This is a genomic window from Isoalcanivorax pacificus W11-5 (assembly GCF_000299335.2).
Lineage (GTDB): Bacteria > Pseudomonadota > Gammaproteobacteria > Pseudomonadales > Alcanivoracaceae > Isoalcanivorax > Isoalcanivorax pacificus.
The window spans coordinates 3,705,918-3,722,326 of record NZ_CP004387.1 but is presented as its reverse complement, the minus strand read 5'-3'; the positions used below and the strand labels follow the sequence as shown (position 1 = coordinate 3,722,326).

General features: G+C 64.2%; 14 protein-coding genes. 13 read left to right on the top strand and 1 reads right to left on the bottom strand.

Going from position 1 to position 16,409, the window contains the following annotated elements; translation table 11 throughout:
* Window positions 1–270 precede the first annotated feature (270 nt).
* The 10 genes from S7S_RS16675 to greA all read left to right on the top strand — a co-directional run bounded on the left by S7S_RS16675 (window position 271) and on the right by greA (window position 12,323).
* Window positions 271–3,180 (top strand): monovalent cation/H+ antiporter subunit A, encoded by a 2,910-nt coding sequence (locus S7S_RS16675; protein WP_008733119.1) that lies wholly within the window; start codon window positions 271–273, stop codon window positions 3,178–3,180.
* Window positions 3,171–3,518 (top strand): Na+/H+ antiporter subunit C, encoded by a 348-nt coding sequence (locus S7S_RS16670; protein ID WP_008733122.1) that lies wholly within the window; start codon window positions 3,171–3,173, stop codon window positions 3,516–3,518. Before S7S_RS16675 ends, S7S_RS16670 begins: the two co-directional genes overlap by 10 nt.
* Entirely contained in the window at window positions 3,515–5,137 is a 1,623-nt protein-coding gene (locus S7S_RS16665; protein WP_008733124.1) for a monovalent cation/H+ antiporter subunit D, read from the top strand. The genes S7S_RS16670 and S7S_RS16665 overlap by 4 nt, the downstream gene beginning before the upstream one ends.
* On the top strand, window positions 5,137–5,628 hold the full coding sequence (locus S7S_RS16660) for a Na+/H+ antiporter subunit E (RefSeq protein ID WP_008733127.1): 492 nt from the start codon (window positions 5,137–5,139) through the stop codon (window positions 5,626–5,628). Before S7S_RS16665 ends, S7S_RS16660 begins: the two co-directional genes overlap by 1 nt.
* Window positions 5,625–5,909 carry a K+/H+ antiporter subunit F gene (locus tag S7S_RS16655; protein ID WP_238582908.1) on the top strand — a complete coding sequence of 95 codons (285 nt, stop codon included), beginning with the start codon at window positions 5,625–5,627 and terminating at the stop codon, window positions 5,907–5,909. Before S7S_RS16660 ends, S7S_RS16655 begins: the two co-directional genes overlap by 4 nt.
* On the top strand, window positions 5,906–6,292 hold the full coding sequence (gene mnhG, locus S7S_RS16650) for a monovalent cation/H(+) antiporter subunit G (protein ID WP_035202934.1): 387 nt from the start codon (window positions 5,906–5,908) through the stop codon (window positions 6,290–6,292). The genes S7S_RS16655 and mnhG overlap by 4 nt, the downstream gene beginning before the upstream one ends.
* A gap of 87 nt (window positions 6,293–6,379) precedes the next feature.
* The gene (gene dapB, locus S7S_RS16645; RefSeq protein WP_008733135.1) at window positions 6,380–7,183 is read left to right on the top strand and encodes a 4-hydroxy-tetrahydrodipicolinate reductase; all 804 of its coding nucleotides are present in this window, start codon (window positions 6,380–6,382) and stop codon (window positions 7,181–7,183) included.
* 237 nt (window positions 7,184–7,420) lie between these two features.
* On the top strand, window positions 7,421–8,551 hold the full coding sequence (gene carA, locus S7S_RS16640) for a glutamine-hydrolyzing carbamoyl-phosphate synthase small subunit (RefSeq protein ID WP_008733137.1): 1,131 nt from the start codon (window positions 7,421–7,423) through the stop codon (window positions 8,549–8,551).
* Window positions 8,552–8,604: 53 nt separating this feature from the next.
* A complete protein-coding gene (gene carB / locus S7S_RS16635) occupies window positions 8,605–11,847 on the top strand; it encodes a carbamoyl-phosphate synthase large subunit (protein WP_008733139.1) in 3,243 nt (1,080 codons plus the stop codon).
* Window positions 11,847–12,323: a transcription elongation factor GreA gene (gene greA, locus S7S_RS16630; RefSeq protein WP_008733141.1), complete on the top strand. Its 477-nt coding sequence runs from the start codon at window positions 11,847–11,849 to the stop codon at window positions 12,321–12,323. Before carB ends, greA begins: the two co-directional genes overlap by 1 nt.
* A 100-nt stretch (window positions 12,324–12,423) precedes the next feature.
* Here the strand turns inward: greA and yhbY are convergent, their stop codons facing one another.
* Window positions 12,424–12,738: a ribosome assembly RNA-binding protein YhbY gene (yhbY, locus tag S7S_RS16625; protein WP_008733143.1), complete on the bottom strand. Its 315-nt coding sequence runs from the start codon at window positions 12,736–12,738 to the stop codon at window positions 12,424–12,426.
* An 85-nt stretch (window positions 12,739–12,823) separates the two neighbouring features.
* Here yhbY and rlmE point away from each other — a divergent pair, with 85 nt between their 5' ends.
* From rlmE to folP, 3 genes are all read left to right on the top strand, one after another.
* Window positions 12,824–13,447, top strand: coding sequence for a 23S rRNA (uridine(2552)-2'-O)-methyltransferase RlmE (rlmE, locus tag S7S_RS16620; protein ID WP_008733146.1), 624 nt, complete (start codon window positions 12,824–12,826; stop codon window positions 13,445–13,447).
* Between the two features lie 73 nt (window positions 13,448–13,520).
* Window positions 13,521–15,446 carry an ATP-dependent zinc metalloprotease FtsH gene (gene ftsH, locus S7S_RS16615; RefSeq protein WP_035202937.1) on the top strand — a complete coding sequence of 642 codons (1,926 nt, stop codon included), beginning with the start codon at window positions 13,521–13,523 and terminating at the stop codon, window positions 15,444–15,446.
* A 3-nt stretch (window positions 15,447–15,449) separates the two neighbouring features.
* Complete coding sequence (gene folP, locus S7S_RS16610) at window positions 15,450–16,298, top strand: dihydropteroate synthase (protein WP_082027755.1); 849 nt, start codon at window positions 15,450–15,452, stop codon at window positions 16,296–16,298.
* Window positions 16,299–16,409: the final 111 nt, after the last annotated feature.

Sequence of the window (16,409 nt, the reverse complement as noted above, 5' to 3'; positions counted from 1 at the left end):
CTATCCACGCAAGCGCCGTCCAGCCGAAAACGGGCTCGCCCTTATTTGCCCCAGTGTTGCGCCACTGCGCGCCAGCATGTCTGAATCCGGACATGATCTTCAGGGCTGCCCGCTGAACAACGGTCGCACAGGCCGCCATCATCCGGTATTGATCAGTGCATCAACCAGGCCCGCCGTCCGGCGCGGTTTGCCGGTGCCGGGTGGTTGCGGAAACGCCCAGACCCGGTACGCGCGCGCCACTGCTGCGCAACCAGAGCAGAGAGAGCCTGAATGTCGTCGCTGGTCCTGATCGTGTTACTGCCGTTCCTGGGAAGCTGCCTTGCGGCGCTGCTGCCCGCGAACGCGCGTAACTGGGAAGCCTGGCTGGCCGGCAGCGTGACACTCGGGTGCGCGCTGCTGGCGCTGCTGCAATATGGCGCGGTGGCCGGCGGCGACGTGCTGCGGACCACGATCCCCTGGTTGCCGCAATACGGCCTGAACCTGATTTTCCGCATGGACGGCTTTGCCTGGCTGTTCACACTGCTGGTGTCGGTGATCGGTTTTCTGGTCGTGCTCTATGCGCGCTACTACATGTCACCGGAAGACCCGGTGCCGCGCTTCTTTTCCTTCCTGCTTGCGTTCATGGGCGCCATGCTCGGCGTGGTGCTCTCCGGCAACCTGATCCAGCTGGTGCTGTTCTGGGAGCTGACCAGCCTCACCTCCTTCATGCTGATCGGCTACTGGCACCACCGCGCCGATGCCCGCCGTGGCGCGCGCATGGCCTTTACCGTCACGGCCACCGGCGGGCTGGCGCTGTTCGCCGGCATGGTGATTCTCGGGCAGATCGTCGGCAGCTATGACCTCGATGACGTGCTGGCAGCCGGTGATCTGGTGCGTGCCCATGACGGTTACCTCTGGGTGCTGGGCCTGGTGGCGCTCGGTGCGCTGACCAAGAGCGCGCAGTTCCCGTTCCACTTCTGGTTGCCGCGCGCCATGGCGGCGCCGACGCCGGTGTCCGCGTTCCTGCATTCGGCCACCATGGTGAAAGCAGGCGTGTTCTTGTTGATCCGCTTCTGGCCGGTGCTGGCCGGCACCGAAGCCTGGTCACTGATCATCGGAGGCGCCGGGCTTGCGACCCTGGTGATCGGCGCCTTCCTCGCCATCTTCCAGCATGACCTGAAAGGCCTGCTGGCGTACTCCACCATCAGTCACCTCGGGCTGATAACCCTGCTGCTGGGTATTGGCACACCGCTGGCCGCAGTGGCCGCGATTTTCCACACCCTCAACCACGCCACCTTCAAAGCCTCCCTGTTCATGGCGGCCGGGATCATCGATCACGAAACCGGCACCCGCGACCTGCGCCGGCTGGGTGGCCTGCGCCACCTGATGCCGATCACCACCACGCTGGCGATGGTGGCCGCTGCCGCCATGGCCGGTGTGCCGCTGCTGAATGGTTTCCTGTCGAAAGAAATGTTCTTCGCCGAAACCATCGACATCAGTGGCAGCATGAACTGGGGCCTGCCGTTGGCGGCGACTCTGGCTGGCCTGTTCAGCGTGACCTACTCACTGCGTTTCATCCACGAAGTGTTCTTCGGCCCGCCGGCAAAAGACCTGCCGCGCGTACCGCACGAGCCGCCGTACTGGATGCGCTTCCCGATCGAAGCCCTGGTGCTGGCCTGCCTGGTCGTGGGTGTGGTGCCGGGGCTGACCATCGGCCCGTTTCTGCACCTGGCGGTTGTCTCGGTGCTGGGCGTCGCCACGCCGGAATACAGTCTTTCTGTCTGGCACGGCTTCAACCTGCCGCTGCTGATGAGCGTTGCCGCGCTGGGCGGTGGCGTGCTGCTGTACCTGATCCTGGAAAAATTCCTGCCGGTGCGTTCGCTGGACAAAGTGCCGCTGTTGCACCGCTTCGATGGCCAGCGCGAATTCGAGCGCGTGTTGATGGCGGCCACCGGCTTTGCCGGCCGCCTGCAGTACCGCCTCACCAGTCAGCGCCTGCAACCGCAATTGATGTGGTTGGTAGTGGTGACGCTGATCGCCGGGCTGCTGCCGTCGTTGCGGGGCGTGACGGACCTGCGCGAACTGCCGATGGCGCTCGACCCGGCGTTTGCCATGATGTGGCTGATCGGCGGCATCTGTGCTGTTGCGGCGGCGTATCAGGCGAAATATCACCGGCTCGCCGCGCTGGCGCTGGTCGGCGGCACCGGGCTGGTGGTGTGTCTGACCTTCGCGTGGTTTTCCGCGCCGGACCTGGCGCTGACCCAGCTGGCGGTGGAGGTGGTCACCACCGTGCTGATCCTGCTCGGCCTGCGCTGGCTGCCGCGTCGTCTGGAACCGAAAGAACTGGGCATTCAGGCGTCACTGCGTGACCGCGTGCGGCGCAGCCGCGATTTCCTGATCGCCACGCTCGGCGGTGGCGGCATGGCGCTGCTGGCGTACCTGGTGCTGACCCGCGACCAGAGCGAAAGCATTGCCGATTTCTTTCTCGAAAAAGCCTTGCCCGAAGGCGGCGGCACCAATGTGGTGAACGTCATCCTGGTGGACTTTCGCGGTTTCGATACCTTCGGTGAAATCGCCGTGCTGGGTATCGTCGCGCTGACGGTTTACGCATTGCTGCGTCGCTTCCGCCCCGCGCAGGAAAGCATTCACCTGTCACAACAGCAGGACGACCCGGAAGGCTATACGCCGTCGAAAGACGCCGAAGACGGCAGTTTGCTGGTGCCGGGTATTTTCATGCGCGCGCTGATGCCGGTCTTGATGGTGGTCGCCATCTATCTGTTCATGCGCGGCCACAACATGCCGGGTGGCGGCTTCGTCGCCGGGTTGGTGATGTCGGTGGCGATCATCATGCAATACATGGTGGGCGGCACCGAATGGGTGGAAGAAAAGCTGCCCATTCGGCCGCACGTCTGGATCGGCAGCGGCCTGTTGCTGGCACTGTTCACGGGCCTGGGCAGCTGGGTATTCGGTTATCCGTTCCTGACTACCCATTCACCGCATCCGGTGCTGCCGCTGGTTGGCGAAGTGCCGCTGCCAAGTGCCTTCCTGTTTGATCTCGGCGTGTTCTCGCTGGTGGTGGGCGCCACCGTGCTGGTGCTGATTGCGCTGGGTCACCAGTCGGTGCGCAGTCACCGCAGTTCCGCCAAGGCCGGCGACACACCCACCGAAAACCGCCGACGGGGAGCGATACGATGGAACTGATTCTTGCCCTGGCCATCGGCGTGTTGTCCGGCGCCGGCATCTGGCTGCTGCTGCGCCCACGGACCTTCCAGGTGATCATGGGGCTGTCGCTGATTTCCTACGCGGTGAACCTGTTTATTTTTTCGATGGGCCGGCTGACGCAAAACAAGGCGCCGGTGATCATCGACGGCGAACTGCTGCCACTGACCGAATACGCTGACCCGCTGCCGCAGGCGCTGGTGCTGACCGCCATCGTTATCGGCTTTGCCATGACGGCCCTGTTCCTGGTGTTGCTGCTCGCCTCGCGCGGCCTCACCGGCACTGACCATGTGGACGGCAAGGAGGACGGCAGCGCATGAACCTGCTCGATCATCTGATCATCGCGCCGATCCTGCTGCCGCTGCTGGTCGGTGCGGCGCTGGTGCCCGTGGACGAGCACCGCCGGCGGTTGAAAGTGACCGTGGGCCTGTGCAGCACCTTCAGTCTGCTGGCCATCGCGCTGGTGTTGCTGTGGCAGGCCGATCAGGTGGCTGGTGCCGCGCCGAGCGCCACCTATCTGCTTGGCAACTGGTCGCTGCCGTTCGGCATTGCACTGGCGGCGGACCGGCTCGCCGCGCTGATGCTGCTGCTCACGGCGGTGCTGGCCTGCGCCACGCTGATGTTCGCCGCGGCCCGCTGGGATCGTGTTGGCGTGCATTTCCATGCGCTGTTCCAGTTCATGCTGGTGGGCGTCAACGGCGCCTTCCTGACCAACGATCTGTTCAACCTGTTCGTGTTTTTCGAAGTGATGCTGGCGGCGTCCTACGGCCTGTTGCTGCACGGTTCCGGCAAGCAGCGCGTGCGGACCGGGCTGCACTATGTGGCGGTCAACCTGGCGGCGTCCTCCGTGTTCCTGATCGGCGTGGCGCTGATCTACGCCGCCGCCGGGTCGCTGAACATGGCCGATATCGCGCTGCGCATTCCGCCCATGTCACCCGCCGACACGCACCTGCTGGAAACCGGCGCCGCCATCCTGGCCGTGGCCTTTCTGATCAAGAGCGCCATCTGGCCGCTGAATTTCTGGCTGCCCGGCAGTTATGCAGCCGCCACGCCACCGGTGGCGGCGATGTTCGCCATCATGACCAAAGTCGGGATTTATGTGCTGCTGCGCCTGTGGCTGCTGCTGTTCTCCGATGACGCCGGTGACTCCGCCGGCTTCGGCGGCGAGTGGCTGCTGTACGGCGGGCTGGCCACGCTGGCGGTGGCCAGCCTGGGCATGCTGGCGGCGCAGGATTTCAAGCGGCTGGCCGGGTTCAGCGTGATTGCGTCATCGGGCACATTGCTGGCCGGTATTGCCATCGAAGGCGTGGGCGCCACTGCTGCAGCCCTCTATTACATGCTCGGTTCCACCCTGGCGCTGGCGGCGTTTTTCCTGCTCACCGACCTGCTGGAACGCATTCGTGATTTCGGTGCCAACCTGCTCGCGGTCACTGTGGAAGCGTTCGAGGCCGAAGGCATGGTGCTGCCCGAGCAGGACGAAGTCGGCGTTGCCATCCCCGCCGCGCTGGCCTTCCTCGGCATGAGTTTTGTGTTGTGTACGCTGATGCTCACCGGCATGCCGCCGTTGTCCGGGTTTATCGGCAAGTTCGCACTGATGGCCACCGCGCTGGCGCATCACGACATGGCGCAACTGGCCCAGGTGCCGGTCGTGACTTGGCTGTTGCTGGTGCTGCTGGTGGTGTCCGGCCTGGCCGGCATCATCACGCTGATGCGGCTTGGTATCCGCCTGTTCTGGGTGCCGGCCAGCCACAAGGTGCCCCGGCTGCGTCTGATCGAAGCGGCGCCGATCGCCGGCCTGTTGCTGTGCTGTGTGCTGATTACCGTCCAGGCCGGGCCGGTGATGGGCTTTTTGCAGCGCACCGCCGAAGCGCTGCACGATGGCACGACCTTCGCCGAAGGCGTCATGGACAGCACGCCAGTGGCCGGGGAGGTGCATTGATGAAACGTTGGCTGCCTTTCCCGCTGATCTCGGCCTTCCTGCTGGCCATGTGGCTGCTGCTGAACGAGACCGTGGCACCAGGCCACTGGCTGCTGGGTGTCGCGTTCGCCTGGGCGGTGCCGTATTTCACCCGGCAGATGCAACCGGTGCGTGCGCTGAAAGTGCGCCGGCCGTTGATCATCGCGCAACTGTTTTGCGTGGTGCTGTTCGATATCTGCCGTTCCTGCATCGCGGTCAGCCTGGTCATTCTGGGGCCGGCGAAACGTCGCCAGAACTCCGGGTTCATGACGGTGCCACTGGATATTCAGGCGCCGCACGGCCTGGCAGCGCTGGCCTGCATTCTCTGTTGCACGCCGGGCACGGTCTGGGTGGAACTCAGCGCCGACCGGCGCCAGCTGATGCTGCACATTCTTGATCTGCACGATGAAGAATGGTGGACACACACCATCAAACAGCGCTACGAAACACCGCTGAGGATGATATTCGAATGATGATGACCGTCTCGATTGCGCCGGTGCTCACCTTCGCGCTGATCTGCATCAGCCTCGGCATGCTGCTGGCGCTGATCCGCCTGCTGCGCGGCCCCACCGCGCAGGACCGCGTGATCGCGCTGGACATGATCTACATTTCCGCCATGTTGCTGCTGCTGGTGCAGGGCATGCGCTTTGGCAACACGCTGTATTTCGACATCGCGCTGCTGATAGCGCTGCTCGGCTGCGTGGGTTCCATCGCTATGGCGAAATTCCTGCTGCGCGGCGAGGTGATTGAATGAGCCCGATGGAGCAGGTGCCGCTGTGGGCGGCGATTCCCGTCTCGCTGCTGCTGATTATCGGCGGCTTGCTGTGCGTGACCGGCGCGCTGGGGCTGCTGCGGTTATCCAATTTCTATCAGCGCATCCACGGCCCGGCGCTGATCAACACGCTTGGCGCCGGCTGCTTCCTGATCGCCTCAATGCTGTTTTTCAGCGCGCTGAAGACACGCCCGGTGATCCATGAGCTGCTGATCACCGTGGCGGTGCTGCTGACCGCTCCGGCCACCACCATGATGCTGGCCCGTGCGGCAGTCTCCCGTGACCGTCGCAGCAACCGCCCGGGCGTGCCGCCGCACCCCGGCCAGGCCGAAGGCGAAGTGCATACCGGCGCCCGCAAGGAATGAAGGGAAGCGGCGAGCGATGAGCGCTTTGCCCGTGCTGTCGTTTCGCTGTAGCCTTCCCGTCTCTCTTCACCGTAACGGAATCACCCCATGAAAGTAGGCATTATCGGCGCCGCCGGGCGCATGGGACGCACCCTGATCGAAGCCGTGCAGGCGTTTGACGGCCTGACCCTGGGTGCCGCCGTGGACGTGCCCGGCAGCTCCCTGATCGGGGCCGATGCCGGCGAGCTGGTGGGGCAGGGCAAGCTGGGTGTGGCGCTGGTGGACAACATCAATGCGGTGCTCAACGACGCCGATGTGTTTATCGACTTCACGATCCCGGAAGCGACCATGGCGAATATCCGCGCCTGCCGGGCGGCCGGCCGCCGGCTGGTGATCGGCACCACCGGCCTGAGCGACGATCAGAAGGCCGAGTTGCACGCCGCCGGCGGCGACATCGCGATCTGCTTCGCCGCCAACTATTCCGTCGGCGTGACCCTGTGCCTGAAGCTGCTGGACACCGCCGCGAAAGTGCTCGGTGACGAAGTGGATATCGAAGTGATCGAGGCCCACCACCGGCACAAGATCGATGCCCCCTCCGGCACCGCCCTGGCGATGGGCGAAGTGGTGGCCAGCGCCCTGGGGCGTGACCTGAAAACCTGCGCCGTCTACGGCCGCGAAGGGCGTACCGGTGCCCGCGAACGGCAGACCATCGGCTTCGAGACCATCCGGGCCGGCGATATCGTTGGCGAGCACACGGTGATGTTCGCCGCTGACGGCGAGCGGGTGGAGATCACCCACAAGGCCACCAGCCGCATGAACTTTGCCCGGGGCGCCGTGCGCGCCGCCGCCTGGCTGGCCGGGCAGGACCGGGGCGTGTTCGACATGCAGGACGTGCTCGGTTTGCGCGACTGATCACATCAAGTTCGCCGGGGCGGGCTGCCTTTTCGCCGAGGTGGTCCCCTTGCGCTGGCGCCCGGCGACGATAACCCCTAAAATAGCGCGATCCCGAAGGGCCGGCTTGGCGGCTGGCGGCAAAAAAGAGCTGAATTCGAGCGAGGTGGATCAGTCCATCTCGCTTTTTTGCGCACGCGAAGCACTGTGGTTCAGGCCCTTCCCCCCAAGATTTGGCTTTAATTTCTGGAGGTTGCGTTGACGGTACCGGCCATACTGGCGCTGGAAGACGGCAGCATCTTCCGGGGCGTCTCAATCGGCGCGTCCGGCAAGACCGTTGGCGAGGTGGTGTTTAATACGGCGCTCACCGGCTATCAGGAGATCCTGACCGATCCTTCCTACGCCCAGCAGATTGTCACCCTGACCTATCCGCATATCGGCAACACCGGCACCAATGCGGAAGACGAGGAATCCTGGAAAGTCTGGGCCGCGGGCCTGGTGATCCGCGACCTGGCGCAGACTGTCAGCAGCTGGCGCGCCGAGCAGAGTCTGCCGGAGTACCTGCGTGCCAACAACATCGTCGCCATCGCCGACATCGATACCCGCCGCCTGACCCGCATTCTGCGCGAAAAAGGCGCCCAGAACGGCTGCATCCTGGCCGGCGACAACATTTCCGAGGACGACGCGCTGGCCGCTGCCCGCGCTTTTCCGGGCCTCAAGGGCATGGACCTGGCGAAAGAAGTCAGCGTCAAGGAAACCTACACCTGGACCGAAGGCGTCTGGCAACTGGGCGCGGGCCACAACGAGCAGGCCGAGGCCCGCTTCCACGTCGTCGCCTACGATTTTGGTGCCAAGCGCAACATCCTGCGCATGCTGGCCGAGCGCGGCTGCAAGCTCACCGTGGTGCCGGCGCAGACCCCGGCCAGCGAGGTGCTGGCGATGAAACCGGACGGCGTGTTCCTGTCCAACGGCCCGGGTGACCCGGAGCCCTGCGACTACGCCATCGAGGCGATCCGCGAGATCGTCGACACCGGCCTGCCGGTGTTCGGCATCTGCCTGGGCCATCAGTTGCTGGCCCTGGCCAGCGGCGCCAAGACCCGCAAGATGAAATTCGGCCACCACGGTGCCAACCACCCGGTCAAGGATCTGGACAACAACACGGTGATGATCACCAGCCAGAACCACGGCTTCGAAGTGGACGCCGACACCTTGCCGGCGACCCTGCGTTCCACCCACGTGTCGCTGTTCGACGGCACGCAGCAGGGCATCCACCGCACCGACAAGCCGGCCTTCAGCTTCCAGGGGCACCCGGAGGCAAGCCCCGGCCCGCACGACGCCGCGTCACTGTTTGATCATTTCATCGAACTGATGGCGGCGCAGCGCGCCTGATGAGCGTCCGGCTTCGGCCGGCCAATCAACCCGACTTCGACGGTTAGCAAGACATGCCAAAGAGAACCGACATACAGAGCATCCTCATCATCGGCGCCGGTCCTATCGTGATCGGCCAGGCCTGTGAGTTCGACTACTCCGGCGCCCAGGCCTGCAAGGCGCTGCGTGAAGAGGGTTACCGCGTCATCCTGGTGAACTCCAACCCGGCGACCATCATGACCGACCCGGCGATGGCCGATGCCACCTACATCGAGCCGATCACCTGGGAAACCGTCGAGAAGATCATCGAGAAAGAGCGCCCGGATGCCCTGCTGCCGACCATGGGCGGCCAGACCGCGCTGAACTGCGCGCTGGATCTCGCCAAGCACGGCGTGCTGGACAAGTACAACGTGGAAATGATCGGTGCCAACGCCGACGCCATCGATAAAGCCGAAGACCGCAGCCGCTTCGACAAGGCCATGCGCAGCATCGGCCTGGAGTGCCCGCGCGCGGCGCTGGCGCATTCCATGGAAGAAGCCTTCTCGGTGCTCGACGATATCGGCTTCCCGTGCATCATCCGGCCCAGCTTCACCATGGGCGGCTCCGGTGGCGGCATCGCCTACAACCGCGAAGAGTTCCAGGAAATCTGCGAACGCGGCCTGGACCTGTCGCCGACCAAAGAGCTGCTGATCGACGAATCACTGCTCGGCTGGAAAGAATACGAGATGGAAGTGGTCCGTGATCGCAAGGACAACTGCATCATCGTCTGCACCATCGAAAACCTGGACCCAATGGGCGTGCACACCGGCGACTCTATCACCGTCGCCCCGGCGCAGACGCTCACCGACAAGGAATTCCAGATCATGCGTAACGCCTCCCTGGCGGTGCTGCGCGAGATCGGTGTGGAAACCGGCGGCTCCAACGTGCAGTTCGGCATGTGCCCGGACACCGGCCGCATGGTCGTGATCGAGATGAACCCGCGTGTGTCCCGTTCCTCCGCCCTGGCGTCGAAAGCGACCGGTTTCCCGATCGCAAAAATCGCGGCCAAACTGGCTGTGGGCTACACCCTGGACGAACTGCAGAACGACATCACCGGCGGCAAGACCCCGGCCTCGTTCGAGCCGTCCATCGACTACGTCGTGACCAAGATTCCGCGCTTCAACTTCGAGAAATTCGCGGCGGCCGACCCGGTACTGACCACGCAGATGAAATCCGTCGGCGAAGTCATGGCCATCGGCCGCAACTTTCAGGAGTCGCTGCACAAGGCCCTGCGTGGCCTGGAAACCGATTCCTGCGGTTTCGACCCGAAACTGGACCCGGAAAACGGCGACCTGCGCCAGCAGGTGATCGAGTCCCTGGCCTCACCGGGCCCGGACCGCATCTGGGTGCTGGGCGATGCTTTCCGCGCCGGCCTAACCGTCGACGAACTGTTCCGCCTGACCAAGATCGACCGCTGGTTCCTGGTGCAGATCGAAGACCTGGTCCGCGACGAGCAGCGTCTGGCGGCCAGCACCTTTACCGAGCTGGATCGTGACGGCCTGTACCGCCTCAAGCGCAAGGGCTTCTCCGACATGCGCCTGGCGCACCTGCTGGGTGTGAAAGAAGCCGACGTGCGCGGCAAGCGCCACGAGCTGAACATCCGTCCGGTGTACAAGCGCGTGGACACCTGCGCGGCGGAATTCGCCACCAGCACGGCCTACATGTACTCCTCCTATGACGAAGAGTGCGAAGCGCAACCGTCCGACCGTGAAAAAATCATGGTCATCGGCGGTGGCCCGAACCGCATTGGCCAGGGTATCGAATTCGACTACTGCTGTGTGCACGCGGCCCTGGCGATGCGCGAAGATGGTTACGAGACCATCATGGTCAACTGTAACCCGGAAACCGTGTCCACCGACTACGACACCTCCGACCGCCTGTACTTCGAGCCGGTGACCCTGGAAGACGTACTGGAAATCGTCGCCAAGGAAAAACCGAAAGGCGTGATCGTGCAGTACGGCGGCCAGACGCCGCTGAAACTGGCCCGTGCCCTGCAGGCCGCCGGCGTGCCCATCATCGGCACCAGCCCGGACGCGATTGACGAAGCAGAAGACCGTGAACGCTTCCAGCAGATGGTCAACAAACTCGGCCTGAAACAGCCGCCGAACCGTACCGCGCGCAGCATCGAGGACGGTGTGCGGCTGGCGGCGGAAATCGGCTATCCGCTGGTGGTGCGCCCGTCTTATGTACTGGGTGGCCGCGCCATGGAAATCGTCTTCAACGAAGACGAGCTGCGCAGCTACATGAAAAACGCCGTGTCGGTCTCCAACGAATCGCCGGTACTGCTGGACCGCTTCCTCGATGACGCCATCGAAACCGACGTCGACGCCGTGTGCGACGGTGAAGATGTGGTGATCGGCGGCATCATGCAGCACATCGAACAGGCCGGCGTGCACTCCGGCGACTCCGCCTGCTCACTGCCGCCGTACAACCTGGCGGAAGACGTGCAGAACGTGATGCGCGAACAGTCCGCCGCCATGGCCAGAGAGCTCGGCGTGATCGGCCTGATGAACGTGCAGTTCGCGGTCAAAGACGGCGAAGTGTATGTGCTGGAAGTGAACCCGCGCGCCTCGCGGACCGTGCCGTATGTTTCCAAGTGCATCGGCGTGTCACTGGCCAAGGTGGCCGCACGCTGCATGGCCGGCACCTCGCTGAAGGCGCAGAACTTCACCCGCGAAATCGTGCCCCAGTATTACAACGTGAAAGAGGCGGTGTTCCCGTTCGCCAAATTCCCGAAAGTGGACCCGATCCTCGGCCCGGAAATGAAATCCACCGGTGAAGTCATGGGCGTCGGCGCCACCTTCGCCGAAGCCTACGGCAAGGCCGCCCTGGCCGCCGGCGATCGCCTGCCGCGCAAGGGCACGGTGTTCATTTCCGTGCGCGAAGTGGACAAGAAAGCCGCGCTGGAAGTGGCGCAGGAACTGCACGAGCTGGGCTTCACCCTGGTGGCGACCACCGGCACCGCCGCGCGCCTGAGCGAAGCGGGCATTCCGGTGACCCGCGTCAACAAGGTGCTCGAAGGCCGTCCGCACGTGGTGGACATGATCAAGAACGACGAGATCGCCATGATCATCAACACCACCGAAGGCAAGCAGGCGGTGCGCGATTCCTTCGCCATCCGCCGCTCCGCGCTGCAGCACAAGGTGTACTACACCACCACCATCAGTGCAGCCTGGGCGGTGTGCCAGACACTGAAACTCGACGACACCCTGCAGGTTCGCCGCCTGCAGGACATGCATGCGGCCATTGCCAGGGCCGAACGCAACGGAGGCAACTGATGCAACGATTCCCCATGACCGTTGAGGGCGCCGAAGCGCTGCGCGCGGAGTTGCAGCGTCTGAAGATGGTGGAGCGTCCGCGCATCGTCCAGTCCATCGCCGAAGCCCGCGAGCACGGCGACCTTAAAGAAAACGCCGAGTACCACGCTGCGCGCGAGGAACAGGGTTTCTGCGAAGGCCGCATCAACGAGATCGAGAGCAAGCTGGGCGCGGCGCAGATCATCGACGTGCGCGAAATCGCCCACACCGGCAAAGTGCTGTTCGGCACCACCGTCACCATTCTCAATGTGGATACCGACGAACAGAAGGTCTACAAGATCGTTGGCGACGACGAAGCCAACATCAAGCAGAACAAGATCTCGGTGAACTCACCGATTGCCCGCGGCCTGATCGGCAAAGTGGAAGGCGATGTGGTGCAGATCGAAACGCCGGGCGGCGTGGTGGAATTCGAGATCGACAAAGTGGAGCATTTGTAAGGACGCGAGACGCCGGAAGCTGGACGCTTCTGGCGTCCGACGTCCGACGTCCGACGTCCGACGTCCGACGTCCGACGTCCGACGTCCGACGTCCGACGCCTCAGCCCTGCTGGGCGCGCAGAATGTTGGAGAGTTTCGGATTTGGCTTTTTGGCGCCCCGATAGATCAGCGCGATATTGCCGATGCGCTGTACCAGCTCGGCGCGGGACGCCTTCAACAGCGCCTCGACCACGGTGGCGCGGTCGTCACGGGTCTCGGCGTTGACCCGCACCTTGATCAGCTCATGGTCTTCCAGCCGGGCATCAAGCTCGCCCAGGAACGACTCGCTCAGGCCGTTGCCCCCGAAGATCAGGATCGGCTTGAGATGGTGGCCGATGGCGCGAAAGCGGCGAATGTCCTGCGCTGAAAGTGGCATGGCGGGTCTCCGGAAAAGGGCGCACATTCTACAATGATGTCCGCACAGCACGCGAGCGGACGCGGAAACACAGGGCCGGCACAGCATGGCACGATCAAAAAGCAGCAGCCGCTGGTTGCAGGAGCACTTCAACGACCAGTGGGTGGCCCGCGCCCAGGCCGAGGGCTACCGCTCCCGCGCCAGCTTCAAGTTACTGGAAATCCACGAAAAAGACCGCCTGTTCCGCCCCGGCATGCGGGTGCTGGACCTCGGTGCCGCCCCCGGCGGCTGGTCCCAGGTCGCTGCACGGCTCATCGGCGGCCAGGGCCAGATCATTGCCAGCGACATCCTGGCCATGGACCCGATCCCCGATGTGACCTTCATTCAGGGCGATTTTCGCGAAGAAAGCGTGTTCGAGCAGCTGCTGGCCGCCCTGGGTGGCAAGAAAGTCGACCTTGTAATGTCCGACATGGCCCCCAATATGAGTGGAACACGGGCCGTGGATCAGCCACGGGCCATGTACCTGGCCGAACTGGCGCTGGACATGGCCCGCCGGGTGCTGGCACCCGATGGCCGCTTTCTGGTCAAGGTCTTCCAGGGCGAGGGGCTGGACAGCTACCGCCGCGATCTTCACGACTGCTTTGACAGGCTGGTGACACGCAAGCCCGCCGCCAGCCGCCCCCGCTCGCCAGAGGTGTATGTGCTGGGGTCGGGTTTGAAAATAGTGTAAGTTCCTATCGTGTATGGCGGAGTGCCATGCACGCAGATTCCGCGTGAACGGGGAGAGGTGTCCCTTGAACGACATGACCAAGAATATCGTCCTGTGGCTGGTAATCGCCGGCGTCCTGTACGTCGTGGCGCAGGGCATCAGCCATGAGCCCACCGTGCAGACAGTGGATTACTCCGAATTCATCAAGCGCGTCGAAAACGGCGGCGTGGCGCGTGTCGAAATCCAGGACTACCGGATCCGCGGCGAAGACCGCCAGGGCAAACTGTTCGAGACAGTGAAACCGCCCGTGGCGGATCTCGACCTGATGCCGACCCTGATCCAGAACAACGTGCGCGTCGAAGGCAAGGAGCCGGAGCGGCAGGGCTTCATGACCCAGCTGTTCCTGTCCGTGCTGCCGATCCTGCTGATCCTCGCCATCTTCATCTTCTTCATGCGGCAGATGCAGGGCGGCGGCAAGGGCGGCGGTGGCCCGATGACCTTCGGCAAGAGCAAGGCGCGGCTGCTGTCCGAAGACCAGATCAAGACCACTTTCGCCGACGTGGCGGGCGTGGAAGAAGCCAAAGAGGAAGTGCAGGAGCTGGTGGAATTCCTGCGTGACCCGGCCAAGTTCCAGCGCCTGGGCGGCCGCATTCCGCGCGGCGTGCTGATGGTCGGCTCGCCGGGGACCGGTAAGACGCTGCTGGCAAAAGCCATTGCCGGCGAAGCGCGCGTGCCGTTCTTCTCCATCTCCGGCTCTGACTTTGTGGAAATGTTCGTCGGTGTCGGCGCCTCCCGTGTGCGCGACATGTTCGAGCAGGCCAAAAAACACGCGCCCTGCATCATCTTCATCGACGAGATCGACGCCGTTGGCCGTAGCCGTGGCGCCGGCCTGGGTGGCGGGCACGACGAGCGCGAACAGACCCTGAACCAGTTGCTGGTGGAAATGGACGGCTTCGGTGCCAACGACGGCATCATCGTCATCGCCGCCACCAACCGTCCGGACGTCCTCGACGCCGCACTGCTGCGTCCGGGCCGTTTCGACCGCCAGGTCGTGGTGCCGCTGCCCGACGTGCGTGGCCGTGAACAGATCATCAAGGTGCACATGCGCAACGTGCCGGTGGCGGATGACGTCAACCCGAGCCTGATTGCGCGCGGTACGCCGGGTTTCTCCGGTGCCGACCTCGCCAACCTGGTGAACGAGGCCGCACTGTTCGCCGCACGCGGCAACAAGCGCCTGGTCAGCATGGAAGAATTCGAGCGCGCCAAGGACAAGATCCTGATGGGCGCCGAACGCCGCTCCATGGTCATGAACGAGAAAGAGAAGCTGAACACCGCCTACCACGAAGCCGGCCACGCCATCATCGGCCGCGTCGTGCCCGAGCATGATCCGGTGTACAAAGTCTCGATCATTCCCCGTGGCCGTGCGCTGGGTGTGACCATGTACCTGCCCACCGAGGACAAGTACAGCCAGTCCAAGCGCGCGCTGGAAAGCATGATCTGCTCCCTGTTCGGTGGCCGTATCGCAGAAGAGATGATCAACGGCTTCGACGGCGTGACCACGGGGGCGTCCAACGATATCGAACGCGCCACCAAACTGGCGCGGGCGATGGTCACCAAATGGGGCCTGTCGGAAAAACTCGGTCCGCTGGCCTACGAGGAAGAAGAAGGCGAAGTGTTCCTCGGCAAGACCATGTCCCAGACCAAGCATGTGTCCGAAGAAATTGCCCAGGAAATCGACCGTGAAGTGCGGGCCATCATTGATGACTGCTACGGCCGCGCCAAGCAGATCCTGGAAGACAACCGCGACAAGCTGGAGACCATGGCCCAGGCGCTGATGCAGTACGAGACCATCGACGCCGACCAGATCGAAGACATCATGAACGGCCGCCAGGTGCGCCCGCCGAAAGACTGGCAGGACCCGGGCCCCGGTACCGGCAGCCCCTCCACGGGCGCGGCCCCGGACGGCGAGCCGACACCCAAGGGCGAAGGCCCGATCGGCGGGCCGGCCAATACGCACTGACGCATGACACCTTCTGCTTATCAGCTGGCATGCGGGGCGCGGACACTGACACTGTCCGCGCCTGTCGTTATGGGGGTGCTCAACGTCACCCCCGATTCCTTCTCTGACGGTGGCCGGTTCGTCACGCGCGATGCAGCGCTGGCGCAGGCGCGCCGTATGGTCGAAGAAGGCGCGGGCATCATCGACGTGGGCGGCGAATCCACCCGTCCTGGTGCGGCGCCGGTCAGCGAAGCGCAAGAACTGGAACGCGTGGTGCCGGTGGTGGATGCCATCGCCCGCGAACTCGACGTGATCATCTCCCTGGATACCAGCACGCCCGCCGTCATGCGTGAAGGCGCTGCCGCCGGCGCCGGCCTGATCAATGACGTCCGCTCCCTGCGCCGCCCGGGCGCGCTGGAAGCCGCTGCCGCCTCCGGGCTGGCCGTGTGCCTGATGCACATGAACGGCGAGCCGGGCGTGATGCAGGAGAGTCCGAGCTATCCCGGCGACGATGTCGTGGCGGACGTGCAGCGCTTCCTGCGCGAGCGCGTCGACGCCTGCCTGGCCGCCGGCATCACCCGCGAGCGGTTGGTGATTGATCCGGGTTTCGGTTTCGGCAAGACCCTTGCGCATAACCTGCACCTGCTGCGCGAGCTGGACGTGCTGGCGGAATTTGAACTGCCGCTGCTGGTGGGCATGTCACGCAAATCCATGATCGGGCACGCCCTGGGCCGGCCCGTGGACCAGCGCTTGCCGGCCGGGCTTGCGCTGCACGTCATGGCACTGGAGCGCGGCGCGCATATCATTCGCGCCCACGATGTGCGCGAAACCGTGGATGCGCTGAACATGGCGTGGGCGGTATTGAACGGATGACATGAACGCCCCCTTCCCTGTGAAGGGGAGGGCCGGGGAAGAGCGCCTTCGCAACGCGAAGGCGCTCTTCCCCCACAACACACAACCCGGCGCCCGGCCATTTCTCCCCGG